At 55.0% G+C, this 15,738-nt stretch carries 15 protein-coding genes and 1 other annotated feature; of the genes, 6 read left to right on the top strand and 9 right to left on the bottom strand.

The genetic code is table 11. The features are described from left to right. The first annotated feature begins 49 nt into the window (after positions 1-49). Entirely contained in the window at positions 50-1,270 is a 1,221-nt protein-coding gene (locus ABVM99_RS11290) for an MFS transporter (RefSeq protein WP_001251593.1), read from the top strand. Between the two features lie 214 nt (positions 1,271-1,484). After that, entirely contained in the window at positions 1,485-3,161 is a 1,677-nt protein-coding gene (gene ybaL / locus ABVM99_RS11285) for a YbaL family putative K(+) efflux transporter (protein WP_000546209.1), read from the top strand. Between the two features lie 48 nt (positions 3,162-3,209). On the opposite strand, the gene gsk is transcribed toward ybaL, so the two are convergent. Then, the gene (gene gsk, locus ABVM99_RS11280) at positions 3,210-4,514 is read right to left on the bottom strand and encodes an inosine/guanosine kinase (protein ID WP_000671592.1); all 1,305 of its coding nucleotides are present in this window, start codon (positions 4,512-4,514) and stop codon (positions 3,210-3,212) included. A 152-nt stretch (positions 4,515-4,666) separates the two neighbouring features. On the opposite strand from gsk, the gene aes reads away from it, so the two are divergent. Beyond that, the gene (gene aes / locus ABVM99_RS11275; RefSeq protein WP_000801786.1) at positions 4,667-5,638 is read left to right on the top strand and encodes an acetyl esterase; all 972 of its coding nucleotides are present in this window, start codon (positions 4,667-4,669) and stop codon (positions 5,636-5,638) included. On the opposite strand, the gene hemH is transcribed toward aes, so the two are convergent. The 8 genes from hemH to ABVM99_RS11235 form a co-directional block, all read right to left on the bottom strand. Continuing rightward, on the bottom strand, positions 5,635-6,597 hold the full coding sequence (hemH, locus tag ABVM99_RS11270; protein WP_023195374.1) for a ferrochelatase: 963 nt from the start codon (positions 6,595-6,597) through the stop codon (positions 5,635-5,637). The genes aes and hemH overlap by 4 nt on opposite strands. 228 nt (positions 6,598-6,825) lie before the next feature. Beyond that, complete coding sequence (gene adk / locus ABVM99_RS11265) at positions 6,826-7,470, bottom strand: adenylate kinase (RefSeq protein ID WP_001220237.1); 645 nt, start codon at positions 7,468-7,470, stop codon at positions 6,826-6,828. A 415-nt stretch (positions 7,471-7,885) separates the two neighbouring features. Then, positions 7,886-9,760 (bottom strand): molecular chaperone HtpG, encoded by a 1,875-nt coding sequence (htpG, locus tag ABVM99_RS11260; protein ID WP_001523272.1) that lies wholly within the window; start codon positions 9,758-9,760, stop codon positions 7,886-7,888. A gap of 110 nt (positions 9,761-9,870) precedes the next feature. Further along, positions 9,871-10,476 carry a recombination mediator RecR gene (recR, locus tag ABVM99_RS11255; protein WP_023194514.1) on the bottom strand — a complete coding sequence of 202 codons (606 nt, stop codon included), beginning with the start codon at positions 10,474-10,476 and terminating at the stop codon, positions 9,871-9,873. Beyond that, the gene (locus tag ABVM99_RS11250; protein ID WP_000467098.1) at positions 10,476-10,805 is read right to left on the bottom strand and encodes a YbaB/EbfC family nucleoid-associated protein; all 330 of its coding nucleotides are present in this window, start codon (positions 10,803-10,805) and stop codon (positions 10,476-10,478) included. Before ABVM99_RS11250 ends, recR begins: the two co-directional genes overlap by 1 nt. Before the next feature lie 45 nt (positions 10,806-10,850). Then, positions 10,851-12,761, bottom strand: a complete 1,911-nt coding sequence (dnaX, locus tag ABVM99_RS11245; protein WP_023194515.1) for a DNA polymerase III subunit gamma/tau — start codon at positions 12,759-12,761, stop codon at positions 10,851-10,853. Further along, positions 11,454-11,518: a sequence feature (DnaX frameshifting element), on the bottom strand. It overlaps the preceding gene by 65 nt. A 113-nt stretch (positions 12,762-12,874) precedes the next feature. Beyond that, positions 12,875-13,426: an adenine phosphoribosyltransferase gene (gene apt / locus ABVM99_RS11240; RefSeq protein ID WP_000127350.1), complete on the bottom strand. Its 552-nt coding sequence runs from the start codon at positions 13,424-13,426 to the stop codon at positions 12,875-12,877. Positions 13,427-13,578: 152 nt separating this feature from the next. Then, entirely contained in the window at positions 13,579-13,956 is a 378-nt protein-coding gene (locus ABVM99_RS11235) for a DUF454 family protein (RefSeq protein ID WP_001189860.1), read from the bottom strand. Between the two features lie 68 nt (positions 13,957-14,024). Here ABVM99_RS11235 and priC point away from each other — a divergent pair, with 68 nt between their 5' ends. The 3 genes from priC to ABVM99_RS11220 all read left to right on the top strand — a co-directional run bounded on the left by priC (position 14,025) and on the right by ABVM99_RS11220 (position 15,738). Then, positions 14,025-14,552, top strand: a complete 528-nt coding sequence (priC, locus tag ABVM99_RS11230) for a primosomal replication protein N'' (protein ID WP_001519637.1) — start codon at positions 14,025-14,027, stop codon at positions 14,550-14,552. Positions 14,553-14,565: 13 nt separating this feature from the next. Continuing rightward, on the top strand, positions 14,566-14,733 hold the full coding sequence (gene rsmS, locus ABVM99_RS11225; RefSeq protein ID WP_000051161.1) for a pleiotropic regulatory protein RsmS: 168 nt from the start codon (positions 14,566-14,568) through the stop codon (positions 14,731-14,733). A gap of 69 nt (positions 14,734-14,802) precedes the next feature. Next, positions 14,803-15,738 carry an Rpn family recombination-promoting nuclease/putative transposase gene (locus ABVM99_RS11220; RefSeq protein WP_023194842.1) on the top strand — a complete coding sequence of 312 codons (936 nt, stop codon included), beginning with the start codon at positions 14,803-14,805 and terminating at the stop codon, positions 15,736-15,738.

Below are 15,738 nucleotides of genomic sequence, written 5' to 3'. Positions count from 1 at the left end.
TTACACATCCTACTATCTCCAACATCGCATAAAATTTAAGTGACTTTCTATGGCCATGAGTGAACCAACCCAGCCGTTAGCCGGCGCGCCCGCAGCGGCCGCTAAAGCACGTACTTCGTTTGGTATTTTGGGCGCGATCAGTCTTTCCCATCTGCTGAACGATATGATCCAGTCGCTAATCTTAGCCATTTATCCCCTGTTGCAGGCGGAGTTCTCGCTGACCTTCGTCCAGATAGGTTTGATCACCCTGACGTTCCAGCTCGCCTCATCGCTGCTGCAACCGGTCGTCGGCTACTGGACGGATAAGTATCCCATGCCGTGGTCGCTGCCTGTCGGCATGTGTTTTACCCTGAGCGGGCTGGTACTGCTGGCAATGGCGGGAAGTTTTGGCGGCGTATTGCTCGCTGCGGCGCTGGTGGGTACCGGCTCGTCCGTTTTTCACCCGGAATCGTCCCGCGTGGCGCGCATGGCCTCCGGCGGACGTCATGGTCTGGCGCAGTCTATCTTCCAGGTCGGCGGAAACTTCGGCAGTTCATTGGGCCCGCTGCTGGCCGCCGTGATTATCGCGCCCTATGGCAAAGGGAATGTCGCCTGGTTTGTGCTGGCCGCGCTGCTGGCGATCGTGGTGCTGGCGCAGATCAGCCGCTGGTATGCCGCCCAGCACCGGATAGCGAAAGGCAAGCCAAAAGCGATAATCGCTAACCCGCTGCCGCGCAATAAAGTCGTGCTGGCGGTCAGCGTATTATTGCTACTCATTTTCTCGAAATATTTCTATATGGCGAGCATCAGTAGCTATTACACCTTTTATCTGATGCAAAAATTCGGATTATCAATACAAAACGCGCAGCTCCATCTGTTTGCCTTCCTGTTTGCGGTGGCTGCCGGGACGGTAATCGGCGGGCCGGTGGGCGACAAAATCGGCAGGAAATATGTGATTTGGGGCTCTATTCTCGGCGTCGCGCCGTTTACCCTTGTTTTACCCTACGCCACACTGTACTGGACGGGGATTTTAACGGTGATTATCGGCTTTATTCTCGCGTCGGCGTTTTCCGCCATTCTGGTGTATGCCCAGGAGCTGCTGCCAGGACGCATCGGTATGGTTTCCGGCCTGTTTTTCGGGTTTGCCTTCGGGATGGGAGGCCTGGGCGCAGCGGTGCTGGGGCTGATTGCCGACCATACCAGTATCTATTTAGTTTATAAAATCTGTGCTTTCCTGCCGCTTCTGGGGATACTGACCATATTCTTACCTGATAATCGACATAAAGCGTGATTTTATGGCGGTTAAAGGTACGCTTTAACCGCCTGTACATCCCGATGCCATCATGCTTTGCCCATCCCATACTTATCACTTTTCCGTTCCGTGCTCTTTTTACCGTCAGATTGTATCTTTTTATAAAACACAACCATTTTTTATAAACATCCTGATTGAAATTGTCATAAACTATTACCCGGAGTTTTGGAGTCCAGCAACCAAAGGAGACGGAATGCATCACGCTACCCCGCTTATCACCACCATTGTCGGCGGCCTTGTGCTCGCTTTTATTCTCGGCATGATTGCCAACAAATTGCGTATTTCTCCACTGGTGGGATATCTGTTAGCGGGCGTTCTGGCGGGACCTTTTACCCCTGGTTTTGTTGCGGATACCAAACTGGCGCCGGAGCTGGCGGAGCTCGGCGTGATTCTATTGATGTTCGGCGTCGGGCTGCATTTTTCGCTGAAGGATTTGATGGCGGTAAAGTCTATCGCCATTCCCGGCGCTGTCGCTCAGATAGCGGTGGCGACGCTGCTGGGTATGGCGCTTTCCGCCGTGCTGGGATGGTCATTAATGACCGGCATCGTTTTTGGGCTCTGTCTGTCTACCGCCAGTACCGTCGTCCTGCTGCGCGCGCTTGAGGAGCGACAACTCCTTGATAGCCAGCGCGGACAAATCGCCATCGGCTGGCTGATTGTCGAAGATCTGGTGATGGTGCTGACGCTGGTCTTGCTGCCCGCCGTTGCCGGCATGGTGGAAAAAGGCGATGTCGGCATAGCCTCGCTGACAGTCGATATGGGGATAACCATTGGTAAAGTGGTGGCGTTTATCGCCATCATGATGCTGGTCGGACGCCGCCTGGTGCCGTGGATTATGGCCCGCAGCGCCGCCACCGGCTCGCGCGAATTATTTACCCTTTCCGTACTGGCGCTGGCGTTAGGCATTGCGTTTGGCGCGGTAGAACTGTTTGACGTCTCTTTTGCGCTGGGCGCGTTCTTCGCTGGAATGGTGCTTAATGAGTCAGAACTGAGTCACCGGGCGGCGCACGATACGTTGCCGCTGCGCGACGCCTTTGCCGTCCTGTTTTTTGTTTCCGTCGGCATGTTGTTCGATCCGTTAGTCTTGATTCAACAGCCGCTGGCGGTGTTGGCGACGCTTGCCATTATCGTCTTTGGCAAATCGATCGCTGCGTTTTTCCTGGTGCGTATGTTCGGCCACTCGCCGCGAACCGCGCTGACCATTGCCGCCAGCCTGGCGCAAATCGGCGAGTTCGCCTTTATTCTCGCCGGACTCGGCATGGCGCTCAACCTGCTGCCGCAAGCGGGACAGAACCTGGTGCTGGCAGGCGCTATTTTGTCGATTATGCTTAATCCCGTACTGTTTACCCTGCTGGAGAAGTATCTGGCGAAAACCGAAACGCTGGAAGAGCAAACTCTGGAAGAGGCTATCGAAGAAGAGAAGCAAATTCCGGTGGATATCTGTAATCATGCCCTGCTGGTGGGTTTTGGCCGCGTAGGCAGTCTGCTGGGAGAAAAATTACTGGCGGCGGGGATTCCGCTAGTGGTTATCGAAACGTCCCGTACCCGCGTGGATGAACTGCGCGAACGCGGGATTCGCGCCGTGCTGGGCAACGCCGCTAACGAAGAAATCATGAATCTGGCGCATCTGGACTGCGCCCGCTGGCTGTTATTGACCATCCCCAACGGTTACGAAGCCGGTGAGATTGTCGCCTCAGCGCGGGAAAAAAGTCCTGATATCGAGATAATCGCCCGCGCGCACTATGATGATGAAGTGAAATATATTACCGAGCGGGGAGCCAATCAGGTAGTGATGGGCGAGCGAGAAATTGCCCGGGCGATGTTGGAACTGCTTGAAACGCCGCCCGCAGGTGAAGTCGTCGCCAGTTAAGGGTTTGCCGGACGGCCCGATGCGCGCAGCGCTATCGGGCAAGCCAGATTAGCGATCCCAGTACGACTCTTCCAGGCTGTCCTCACGCTCCGGCAGCCCGCGTGTCAGACGCGGAGAATGCTGGTTCAGTACCTGATAACTGACACGGTTAGCATATTTACACACCTGCGCCAGCGACGAATAGGTCAGCCAGGTGAATTTGTGCTTACTGGAGTTCGGTACGTTGCTACGATGGTAACTGTTCGCCGTAATATCGTGCAGCAGCGCCGCCAGCGCGCCATCGCCCGCGCCGTTGGTGTTCATGATTTTTTCCGGCCCGCCCATATACGGCGCAATATGCGAATAAACGCGCAGCGGATTAATACAATCTTTATGGCGCATTGCCCGGCTAAATTCATACTGGTTAAATTCAGCAATAGCCCCCGGCAGCAGCGGATGCTGGGTTTTACGTTTTGCTTCCTCTTCGGTGAAGCCTGCCATATATAACCCTATCGGTCCGGCGGTGCATAACACCAGGTCGACCCAGTCCAGCGCCTTATCCGCCGCCAGCAGCGGGTCGTTTTCGCCGGTCAGCGCTTCCGCTTCTTCTTCATTCATTGCCAGAATCGAGACATTCTCTTTGAGAAACGCCTGCCACCACTGCGGATTATCGGCGATCACAAATTTGGTGCCCAGCGTCATGACAACCGGCACGTTATGCTTTTTCGCGTATTCGATCGCTTTCATCGTCGCGTCAGGCATCGGTTCGCCAGGCTTACAGCGCACCAGATATGAGGTCAACACCAGCGCGGAAGCGCCAGCGATCACCGCTTCCGGAATACTTTCCGCCCGTAACTGATTCATATGGCCGGGGCTGATAGCGAAGGTACGCTCGCCGGATTCGCCAATCAGCGTGAAACAGCGGCCAATCGGGCCATCTACCGCTTGCAGATAATTCAGGTCGGTACGGCTGGAAGTATTACACAGGTAGCGATAAGCGTAGCTGCCAATCTCAATGTTGCTGCACATCACGCCCAGTAACACCGAACGGTCATCCGCCAGTACCGAGTAATTATGCATCGTATTGCCTATAGTGCCGCCAGCAAACTGATGGGTGATCAAATTTTCCCGCGTCAGTTCCTGATACAGCTTCTCCGCCACCTCGTCTTCTATCACCAGAGAATGCCCGGCGCTTAATCCATAGCGTGTAATAAAATCGTCATCCACTTTCGCCTCAATATCCACCAACGTCTGGTCGATACCGACGACCCAGGAGGCGTTGGTTTCCTGTTCTGGCTGAATTTGTTGCAACAACGGGTCACGCGCATTGACGGGAAAATAGTGTTTGGATTTACGTTTACCGGGAAATTTCATGATTGTGCTTACGGATGAATAACGGAGCGCTGCATGGTAGCACATTCCCCCTGCTGCGCGCGACGGACGATGGCGTTTCAATATCGGACGACGAGATCGCAGTTTCTCCAGCCGCGTTTTTTACAATGGTTCACTTTCACAAGGAGCGTTTTATGAAGCCGGAAAATAAAATTCCCGTACTCACCCGACTGTCTGACGAAATGACAGCCGTCGTAAACTTCCAGCAACCAGGCCTTCCCCCCTGGCCTGCCGATGGCGATATTGAGACCCAGCGTCAGTATTATCTTCTTGAGCGCCGTTTCTGGAATGCCGACGCGCCGTCCATGACCACCCGCACCTGCGCCGTCCCTACGCCTTATGGCGATGTAACAACCCGGCTCTACTCGCCGCAGCCGACCAGTCAGGCCACCTTATACTATCTGCACGGCGGCGGATTTATCCTCGGTAACTTGGATACGCATGACCGGATAATGCGTCTGCTGGCGCGTTATACCGGCTGCACCGTGATCGGTATTGATTATTCGCTGTCGCCGCAAGCACGTTATCCGCAGGCCATTGAAGAAACCGTCGCGGTATGCAGCTACTTCTCTCAACATGCCGATGAATACTCGCTCAACGTGGAGAAAATCGGTTTCGCCGGGGATTCCGCAGGCGCCATGCTGGCGCTTGCCAGCGCGCTCTGGTTACGTGATAAGCACATTCGCTGCGGTAACGTTATCGCGATTCTGTTGTGGTATGGGCTGTATGGGTTGCAAGATTCGGTAAGCCGCCGTCTGTTCGGCGGCGCGTGGGACGGCCTGACGCGTGAAGATCTGGACATGTACGAAAAGGCCTATCTGCGTAACGATGAAGATCGGGAATCGCCCTGGTATTGTCTGTTTAATAACGATCTCACGCGCGATGTGCCGCCCTGCTTTATTGCCAGCGCGGAGTTTGATCCGCTCATTGATGACAGCCGCTTGCTGCACCAGACATTACAGGCGCACCAGCAGCCCTGCGAATACAAAATGTATCCCGGCACGCTGCACGCCTTTCTGCACTATTCGCGAATGATGACAATCGCCGACGATGCCTTGCAGGACGGCGCGCGATTCTTTATGGCGAGGATGAAGACGCCGCGTTAACGGTACGGCGCCGTGAGTTTCAGCATCATATCAATATGTTCCGGCGTCGCGTTCAGCGCCGGAATGTACGCATATTTTTTACCGCCCGCTTCAAGGAAAATCTCGCGGTTCTGTTCCGCTATCTCTTCCAGCGTCTCCAGACAATCCGCGGCAAATCCCGGACACATGACCTGAATATGGCCAGTCCCCTTTTCACCCAACATTTTTAGCGTTTCATCGGTGTACGGCGTCAGCCACGGTTCACGGCCAAAGCGCGACTGGAACGTCATCATTACCTTTTCCGGCGGCAGTCCCAATGCGGAAACCAGTTCGCGCGTGGTATCGCGACAGCGCTGCGGGTAGTCATCGCCTTCATCCGCATAACGTTGTGGAATGCCGTGATAGGAGAGCAGAAGTAAATCCGGCTCGCCGTGTCTGGCGAACGACTCACGCGCGCTTTTCGCCAGCGCATCGATATAAGCGCCGTCATCCGCGTAATCGCGAATAAATGAGATACCGGGAATACGACGTTTACGCGCCAGTATCCGCCCCAGTTCGTCCCAGACTGCGCCCACCGTTGAGCAAGAGTATTGCGGGTACAACGGCAGCACGACGATATGGTCGACGTCGCTTGCTAACAGTTCATCGACAGCGCTTTCCAGCGAGGGCGAGCCGTAGCTCATCCCCAGCGCGACGGGCGTGTCTGGCAACCGCGCGGCCAGCGCCTGTTGCTGTTCGCGGCTATATACCATGAGCGGCGAACCGCCATCCATCCAGATAGATTGATAGAGTTTCGCGACGCGCGGCGAACGCAGCGGTAAAATAACGCCACGCAGCAGCGGCCACCACAGCAGACGAGGAGTATCCACCACGCGTCTGTCGCTTAAAAATTGTTTCAGGTAGCGCTTTACCGCTTCGGGAGTTGGGGCATCTGGCGTGCCAAGGTTAGCCAGCAGGATACCGGTTTTCGTCTGACGCATTGCCGCCTCTTATCTATTCAAATTGTTGATAATTGTAGCGGAAAAGCGATAAAGAAGAACTAATTGCTGCGAGAGGTAAGACGAGAATTTGCCGAATGGCGCTAACGATACCAGTAGGCCGGATAAGGCGTTCAGGCCGCCATCCGGCACCGATTGCCTGATGGCGCTACGCTTATCAGGCCTGCGGGATAATGGCAGGCCTGATAAGCGGTTCACTACGCGAAAAAATTAACCGAGGATTTTTTCCAGCGCTGCGCGCACGTCGGCAACGGCCTGCGTACCGTCAACTTTAGCGTATTTGGTGTTGCCCGCTTCCGCTTCTTTCTGGTAGTAGCCAATCAGCGGCGCGGTCATCTGATGATATTCCACCAGACGTTTGCGAACGGTCTCTTCCTGATCGTCTTTACGGGTGGTCAGATCTTCGCCGGTGACGTCATCTTTGCCTTCCACTTTCGGCGGATTAAACTTTACGTGGTAAACGCGGCCAGAGGCGGCGTGTACGCGACGACCCACAATACGATCAACGATCAGTTCGTCCGGTACGTCGAATTCCAGCACGTAATCCACGACAATACCCGCTTCTTTCATCGCGTCAGCCTGCGGGATCGTGCGCGGGAAACCGTCCAGCAGAAAACCGTTACGGCAGTCTTCCTGGGCGATACGCTCTTTAACCAGCGCAATCACCAGTTCATCGGTCACCAGTTTACCGGCGTCCATGATATCTTTCGCCTGTTTGCCCAACTCGGAGCCTGATTTCACTGCGGCGCGCAGCATATCGCCAGTGGAGATTTGCGGAATACCATATTTCTCCATGATGAACTGAGCCTGAGTTCCTTTACCCGCGCCCGGAGCGCCAAGCAGAATAATACGCATTACGAAAATCCCCTCAAAGGTTGTCGATATTTTTTAAAAAGCGCTAAACGATACCACCATCACGCATTTCGCTCAAGGAAGCCGCCTGATGCTGAAACGGTTAACGAAGAGAAATCCAGAAAAGAGAAGGTATTATAAAAAATGCCGGATGGCGCTGGCGCTTATCCGGCCTACAAACAGTACTCGCCCGTAGGCCGGATAAGATGCTTCGCGTCGCCATCCGGCAGTCACAAAACAATACTCGTCCGTAGGCCGGATAAGATGCTTCGCGTCGCCATCCGGCAGTCACAAAACAGTACTCGCCCGTAGGCCGGATAAGACGCTTCGCGTCGCCATCCGGCAGTCACAAAACAGTACCCGTCCGTAGGCCGGATAAGACGTTTCACGTCGCCATCCGGCAGTCAGATGAGCGTTATCAGGACACCAGCAACTGGTTCATACGGCGGATAAACTGGTTCGGATCTTCCAGCGTACCGCGTTCAGCGAACAGCGCCTGATCCAGCAGCAGCTCGACCCACTCTTTAAACTGCGCTTCATCCTCGGTATCGGCAGTGCGTTTGACCAGCACATGATCCGGGTTGAGCTCAAAGATGTATTTCACTTCCGGCACGGACTGACCGGCCGCGGCGAACAGCTTCGCCATCTGGGTGCTCATTTCATCCGCATCGGTGGTGACAATCGCCGGCGTGTCGGTTAAACGATGCGTCAGACGCACCTCTTTCACGCGATCGCCCAGCAGGGTTTTGACACGCTCCACGAACGGCTCAAGCGCCTTTTCCGCTTCTTTCGCATTTTCGTCGACTTCATCCGCCAGTTTTTCGATGGACTCATCGGCTTTAGCGACCGACTGGAATGCTTTACCGTCAAACTCGGTCAGGTAGTTCATCATCCACTCGTCGATGCGATCGGAGAGCAGCAGCACTTCGATGCCTTTCTTACGCAGCAGTTCCAGGTGCGGGCTGTTTTTCGCCGCCGCATAGCTGTCTGCGGTGATGTAGTAGATTTTTTCCTGCCCTTCTTTCATCCGGGAGACGTAATCTTCCAGCGACACGGTCTGGGCGGAAGAGTCGGTATGGGTGGAGGCAAAGCGCAACAGTTTAGCGATCGCTTCCTGGTTGGCGTGATCTTCCGCCGGGCCTTCTTTCAGCACCAGACCGAACTGTTTCCAGAAGGTTTGGTATTTTTCCGCGTCGTCTTTCGCCAGTTTTTCCAACATTTGCAGAACGCGTTTGGTCAGAGCGCTACGCAGATTACGCGTTACCGTGCTGTCCTGCAGGATTTCACGGGAGACGTTCAACGGCAGGTCGTTAGAATCAATCAGGCCGCGCACGAAACGCAGATAGTTCGGCATGAACTGCTCGGCATCGTCCATAATGAACACGCGCTGTACGTACAGCTTCAGACCATGTTTGTGATCGCGGTTCCACAGATCCCACGGCGCCTGCGACGGGATATACAGCAGGCTGGTGTACTCCTGCTTACCTTCCACGCGGTTGTGGCTCCAGGTCAGCGGATCGGTGAAATCATGCGCGATGTGCTTGTAAAACTCGTTGTACTCGTCGTCTTTAATTTCCGACTTGTTACGGGTCCACAACGCCTGGGCCTTGTTGATTTTCTCCCAGGAAATCACGGTTTCGCCGTCTTTTTCTTCCCGTTTTTCAATCTCTACCGGCAATGCGATGTGATCGGAATATTTACTGATAATCGAGCGTACGCGCCAGTCATCGAGGAATTCATCTTCGCCTTCACGCAGGTGTAAGGTGATTTCCGTACCACGGTCATTTTTGGTGATATCGGCAACGGTGTATTCGCCTTCGCCTGCCGATTCCCAGAACACGCCATTTTCCGGCTTGTCACCTGCCGCACGAGTACGTACGGTCACTTTATCGGCCACAATAAACGCGGAGTAGAAGCCTACGCCAAACTGACCAATGAGCTGGCTATCTTTCGCCTGATCGGACCCCATTGATTCGAGGAAAGATTTGGTGCCGGACTTGGCAATGGTGCCTAAGTGGTCAATCACCTCATCACGATTCATCCCCACGCCGTTATCGGCAATGGTCAACGTACGCTTATCTTTATCGAAAGAGACGCGCACACGCAGCTCGCCATCTCCTTCATACAGGTCCGGGTTTGACAGAGCGCGGAAACGCAGCTTGTCCGCCGCATCTGAGGCGTTAGAGATGAGTTCACGCAGGAAGATTTCTTTATTGGAATAAAGAGAATGGATCATCAGGTGCAGAAGCTGTTTAACTTCTGACTGAAAACCACGCGTTTCTTGTCCTTTCATGTGGATAGACCTCAACAATGCCATTTTTAATGGTAAAAATACGTTGAGGGTGAGATGGGGACAAGCGGGTGTGATTTCAAGCGGAGGCCGCGAATGCCGCCTCCGTTTGTTCAGAAAATAATCTTATGGCGTCCCGCCAGCGAGTGGGACAGCGTCGTACCGTCGACCATCTCCAGTTCGCCGCCAACCGGCACGCCGTGGGCGATACGACTGGCTTCGACGCCGGCCTCCGCGCACAGCTCGGCAATATAGTTCGCGGTAGCCTCCCCTTCAACCGTCGGGTTGGTCGCGAGGATCAGCTCACTGATTTTTTCTGACGCCAGCCGCTGTTCCAGACGATCGAGACCGATATCATCCGGCCCGATGCCGTCCAGCGGCGACAGGTGGCCCATCAGCACGAAATACCGCCCGGAAAATTGCCCGGTCTGCTCAATGGCGTAGATATCCGCAGGACTCTCCACCACGCAAATCTGGCCGTTTTCCTGACGCCGCGGGTTCGAGCAGATATTACAAACCTCCTGCTCGGTAAAGGTGCGGCAGTCGGCGCAGTGGCCGATTTCCGACATCGCCCGGGTCAGCGCCTGCGCCAGGCGCATTCCGCCGCTGCGATCGCGCTGCAATAGGGTAAACGCCATCCGCTGCGCCGACTTAGGGCCGACGCCCGGAAGGCAGCGCAACGCTTCCATAAGCTGAGTTAACAGCGGACTGGTTTGCATCAGAATGGCATCTTAAAGCCTGGCGGCAATTGCATACCGGAAGAGACGGAAGCCATCTTCTCTTTTTGCGTCTCTTCAATGCGGCGCGCCGCATCGTTGAAGGCCGCAGCGACCAGATCTTCCAGCATCTCTTTGTCATCTTCCAGCAGGCTTGGGTCAATTTCCACGCGGCGGCAGTTATGCGCGCCGTTGATGGTAACCTTCACCAGACCCGCGCCGGATTCGCCGGTCACTTCCAGCTGCGCAATCTCTTCCTGCATTTTCTGCATTTTTTCCTGCATCTGCTGGGCCTGCTTCATCAGATTGCCCAGACCGCCTTTTCCAAACATAAGCTCTCTCTCTTGATGGTTCACAATCGCAAGCCAGGCTTACGATCAAATGGGGCGGATACTCTCTTCATCCAGCTCGGCGTCGAAGAATCGACGCAGCGTCTGAATGTTATTATCCGCAATAATTGACTCACGCGCTTGCGCGAGTTTCTCTTCATAAATGGCCTGACGCCATTCCAGCGGCGTACGCACCGCGGGATTATCATCTTCAACGATGGTCAGTTCAACCGTCGTTCCCGTCAGATCGCTGAGCGCTTGCGCCAGCTTTTGCTGCGCGCCGCTGGAATTGAGGTGCCGTTGCGTCGAGCGCAGATGCAGACAAACCGCGTTGCCGTTCTGCTCCTTCCAGGCATTAAGCGCCACCTGCTCCACCAGCTTAGGCAAAGAAAGCTGGCTTACCTGCGCCGCCCACGGATCGCGCTCAATCGCTTCCGCCGCCAGTTTAGCCGCCAGCTCCGGCGTTTTTTCATGCTCCAGAGCTTTCTTAAGCGCTTTTGGCGTAGCCACCACTTCTTTGGTTTGTACTACCGGCGTGGTGGCCTTCCAGCGATAAGCCTCTTTCTTTACTGGCGCCGTTTCCAGCGCAGACGGCGCCGGGCGAGCCTGTACGCGCTCCGAAACCGAGGCCAGCCGCTCCAGCGCAGAGTTATTCACCGGCCGCGCGCGGGATGCGGCTGCCGGTTCACTCTTTTTTGTTTTGGTTACTCCCTGCGCGCGCTGTAGCTGATTGCGCGCCGCCAGCACCTGACTGGTAGACGCCGGCAGCGGCGCTGGCGCCGACGGCTGCTGCACCTGCGGCGGCGTCATTACCGCCGTTGGGGCCACGGGCGCAAAAGACTGCCGCGGCGTTTCAGGCTCCGGCAAGGGCATACGCGGGTGAAACGCCAGCGCACGCAGTAACGTCATTTCAACGCCCATCCGCCGGTCCGGCGCCCAGGGCAATTCTTTGCGACCAATCAACAACGTCTGATAATAGAGCTGAAGATCGCCGGGAGGCACCGTCCGGGCAAGTTCGCGCATCCGTTGCTCGATAGCCGCCATATCGCTGCCTAACGCGGCAGGCGAAAGTTGCACCATCGCAATACGGTGCAGCAGGCTAAGCATTTCGACCAGCAGCGCTTCCCATTCAATACCGCGCGCCGCCGCCTCGTTGATAAGCGACATGACGCGTTCGCCGTTAGCGTCAACCACCGCCTCGACTAATGACAAAGCCTGGTCGTCGTCCAGCGTACCGAGCATGGCGCTTACCGCCTGCGTCGAAACCTGCCCGTCGCCGCTGGCGATCGCCTGGTCAGTCAGACTTAATGCATCGCGCAGGCTGCCGTCAGCCGCACGCGATAACAACTGCAACGCGCGGGGTTCGTGAGCGATATGTTCCTCATTGAGAATATGCTCAAGCTGATGGCGAATCTGTTCAACATCCAGCGCTTTGAGATGAAACTGTAGGCAGCGCGACAAAATGGTCACCGGCAGCTTCTGCGGATCGGTGGTCGCCAGTAAAAATTTCACATGCGCTGGCGGCTCTTCAAGCGTTTTAAGTAGCGCATTAAAGCTGTGGCGCGACAGCATGTGGACTTCATCGATCAGATAGACTTTAAAGCGACCGCGCGCAGGCGCGTACTGGACATTATCCAGCAGGTCGCGGGTGTCTTCGACTTTGGTACGCGATGCGGCGTCAATCTCAATGAGATCGACAAAACGCCCCTGCTCAATTTCCCGACAGTTATCGCAAACGCCGCACGGCGTCGCGGTAATACCGGTTTCGCAGTTCAGCCCCTTCGCCAGCAGTCGGGCGATAGAGGTTTTACCGACGCCGCGCGTGCCGGAAAAAAGATATGCGTGATGAATGCGCCCTAACGACAAGCCGTTCGCCAGTGCGGTCAGCACATGTTCCTGGCCGACGACGTCAGCAAAGGTTTGTGGGCGCCATTTTCTGGCTAAGACCTGATAACTCATTGGCAGGCTCTGAAACGCTGGAAGGTGGATTCATAGAAGGGTAATGCTAACACAACCTCGCCGATACAGCGAGGTTGTCTCACTGGCTAAAATAGCAGTGCGGATAGCCTGAATCAATGCCCCGGAAACGGCACCAGGCTATAACAGGTAATCCCCTGCTTTTCCAGACGCTGCTCGCCGCCCAGATCGAACAAATTAATGATGAACGCCGCATCGGTGACTTTCCCGCCCAGACGACGGATCAGCTTCACGGTCGCCTCAATGGTGCCGCCAGTCGCCAGCAGATCGTCCACGACCAGCACGTTGTCGCCAGGTTTAATCGCGTCGACATGAATTTCCAGCTGATCGGTGCCGTACTCTAATTCATAGGTCTCGGCAATAGTTTCACGCGGTAATTTGCGCGGTTTACGTACCGGAACAAAACCAACGCCCAGCCCAAGCGCAACCGGCGCGCCAAACAGGAAGCCACGCGCTTCGGTGCCGACCACTTTGGTGATACCCGCATTTTTATAACGCTCAACCAACAGTTCAATACTGAGCGCGTAGGCTTTCGGGTCTTCCAGTAAGCTGGTGACATCACGGAAAAGAATGCCCGGTTTCGGGTAATCCTGAATGCTTTTGATGCTGTTTTTGAGAAACTCAAGCTGCTGTGCAGTCGCGGTCATGGATATATGCCTGCTAAGTACGGTGTTACTCACGGCGCAATACTTTTCGGTCAGGGGTAACGCTCGGTTACTCTTTGACCGCCTGCGCCTGTGCTCGAAAACGGTCGAATTTACTGGCTGTGAACGACAATTGCAACAGCGATTCGTGTGCTTCAGCGCTTTTGTTGCTTTTCATCAATCACCGGTATCCGCCACATAAAAATCAGCAGACAGGCCAAAATAACCAACAGCAGCACCCGCACCCACATCATATTCACCAGCCACAGCGATATACCAAAGGTCAGCAATATCAACGCGATCGCTCGCGGTTTTGCTCCCGGCGGCATGGCCCGATAGCGCTGCCAGTGGCGCAGATAACCGCCAAACCATGAGCGGTATAACAACCAGGCATGGAAACGCGGCGACGAGCGGGCGAAACACCAGGCCGCCAGTAAAATGAACGGCGTAGTCGGCAACAGGGGCAAAACCACGCCCAGTGTCCCTAATACTACCGCCAGCCAGCCAATGATGATTAAAATAGTACGTTGCATAATGCGAATCGTTATCAAACAGAAGGCTACTGTAGCACAGCCTGTCTTATTTTCATCGGGGTGTTGAATTGAAAACCGCTATGCTGTTACAGACGCTGGAAGAGAGGCTGGCGACGCTACGCCAACGCTGCGCGCCGCTGGCGCAACATGCGACGTTAAGCGCGCGCTTTGACCGACACCTTTTCCGTACCCGCAGTACTCTGTTGCAGGGATATCTGGAAGAGGCTGACGCCAATCTCGCCGCGTTGCGTCAGGCGGTAAAACATGAGCAACTGCCGCAAGTCGCCTGGCTGGCGGAACATCTGGCTTCGCAACTGGAGGCGATATCGCGTGAAACCGCCGCCTGGTCGCTGCGCCAGTGGGACACCGCCGCGCCAGGGCTTGGCCGTTGGCAGCGCAGACGAATACAGCATCAGGAGTTTGAACGTCGACTACTGGCGATGACACAGGAGCGCAAAATTCGTCTGGCGCAGGCGACCGGCCTTGTCGAACAACAAACGCTGCAAAAGGAAGTCGAGATCTATGAAGGACGGCTGGCGCGCTGCCGACATGCGCTGGAGAAAATAGAAAACGTACTGGCGCGTTTAACCCGTTAATCCTGGAGAAAGTATGTCGCTTGAAAATGCCCCTGATGAAGTCAAACTGGCCGTGGATTTAATTGTGCTGCTTGAAGAGAATCGCTTACCGGCACGAACGGTGCTACGCGCGCTGGAAATAGTTATGCGTGATTATGAAAACAAGTTAAAAAGTACGGAAGACGACTCGCAAACAGAGTAATTGCCCGCTGGTTTGTCCTCGTTGTCGCTGACAGAGTGGTCGCTACAGTCAGGCAACAAAGGACGGGGCATGGAACGTCTACCCACCACGCCGCACGATGCGGTATTTCGACAGATGCTGATGCAAAAAGAGGTCGCCCGCGACTTTCTGGCTCTCCACATGCCAGAAGACTTTCTTGCAATCTGCGATCTGGATTCACTGAAGCTGGAGTCAGGGAGTTTTGTTGAAGACAATTTACGCAGCCGCTACTCAGATATTCTCTACTCTCTGCATACCCAACACGGCCCCGGGTATGTTTACGCGCTCATTGAACATCAGAGCAAATCAGACCGGCTGATGGCTTTTCGCCTGATGCGTTACGCCATTGCCGCCATGCAGCGTCATCTGGATGCCGGTCATGATACCTTGCCGCTGGTGGTACCAATCCTCTTTTATCACGGTCCGGAAAGCCCGTGGCCCTATAGCCTTAACTGGCATAATATGTTTGTGAAACCGGATATGGCGAAGGCCTTATACAGCCGCGAATTTGCGCTGGTCGACCTGACGATAATGCCGGATAATCAGCTTTTGCAGCATCGGCGGATAGCGATGTTAGAGCTCCTGCAAAAACACATTCGTCAACGAGATTTAAGCGAACTGCTCGACCCCCTTATCACGCTTTTAACGCAGGATCATTTGACGGACACGCAGCTCAGTGTACTAATCAACTATATGTTGAAAGCAGGAAACGCCGCAGAACCCGGAGCGCTGATTCGTCAACTGGCGCAGGGCGCGCCGCAGTATAAGGAACAACTGATGACAATAGCGGAATGGCTGGAAGAAAAAGGCCGAACGGAAGGGTTGCAAAAGGGCCTGCAAAAAGGCCTTGAGCAAGGGTTAGCACAAGGCCGAGAGGCCGAAGCGCGCGCTATTGCCCGCAAAATGCTTGCCAACGGGCTGGAACCCGGGCTCATCGCCAGCGTCACCGGCATTACGCCGGAAGAGCTTTCTACGCTTTCGCATTAG

This window comes from Salmonella sp. SJTUF15591, from assembly GCF_043356435.1.
GTDB lineage: Bacteria > Pseudomonadota > Gammaproteobacteria > Enterobacterales > Enterobacteriaceae > Salmonella > Salmonella enterica.
The sequence above is the reverse complement of the archived record's forward strand: the minus strand, read 5'-3'. Positions and strand labels throughout refer to the sequence as shown.

What these genes read in the sequence shown, in the direction of transcription:
- gsk (WP_000671592.1), bottom strand. Translation starts at nt 4,514, where the DNA reads ATGAAATTTCCCGGTAAACGTAAATCCAAACACTATTTTCCCGTCAAT.
- hemH (WP_023195374.1), bottom strand. Translation starts at nt 6,597, where the DNA reads ATGCGTCAGACGAAAACCGGTATCCTGCTGGCTAACCTTGGCACGCCA.
- ABVM99_RS11290 (WP_001251593.1), top strand. Translation starts at nt 50, where the DNA reads ATGGCCATGAGTGAACCAACCCAGCCGTTAGCCGGCGCGCCCGCAGCG.
- ABVM99_RS11235 (WP_001189860.1), bottom strand. Translation starts at nt 13,956, where the DNA reads ATGCAACGTACTATTTTAATCATCATTGGCTGGCTGGCGGTAGTATTA.
- dnaX (WP_023194515.1), bottom strand. Translation starts at nt 12,761, where the DNA reads ATGAGTTATCAGGTCTTAGCCAGAAAATGGCGCCCACAAACCTTTGCT.
- ABVM99_RS11250 (WP_000467098.1), bottom strand. Translation starts at nt 10,805, where the DNA reads ATGTTTGGAAAAGGCGGTCTGGGCAATCTGATGAAGCAGGCCCAGCAG.
- aes (WP_000801786.1), top strand. Translation starts at nt 4,667, where the DNA reads ATGAAGCCGGAAAATAAAATTCCCGTACTCACCCGACTGTCTGACGAA.
- ABVM99_RS11220 (WP_023194842.1), top strand. Translation starts at nt 14,803, where the DNA reads ATGGAACGTCTACCCACCACGCCGCACGATGCGGTATTTCGACAGATG.
- rsmS (WP_000051161.1), top strand. Translation starts at nt 14,566, where the DNA reads ATGTCGCTTGAAAATGCCCCTGATGAAGTCAAACTGGCCGTGGATTTA.
- adk (WP_001220237.1), bottom strand. Translation starts at nt 7,470, where the DNA reads ATGCGTATTATTCTGCTTGGCGCTCCGGGCGCGGGTAAAGGAACTCAG.
- apt (WP_000127350.1), bottom strand. Translation starts at nt 13,426, where the DNA reads ATGACCGCGACTGCACAGCAGCTTGAGTTTCTCAAAAACAGCATCAAA.
- recR (WP_023194514.1), bottom strand. Translation starts at nt 10,476, where the DNA reads ATGCAAACCAGTCCGCTGTTAACTCAGCTTATGGAAGCGTTGCGCTGC.
- ybaL (WP_000546209.1), top strand. Translation starts at nt 1,485, where the DNA reads ATGCATCACGCTACCCCGCTTATCACCACCATTGTCGGCGGCCTTGTG.
- htpG (WP_001523272.1), bottom strand. Translation starts at nt 9,760, where the DNA reads ATGAAAGGACAAGAAACGCGTGGTTTTCAGTCAGAAGTTAAACAGCTT.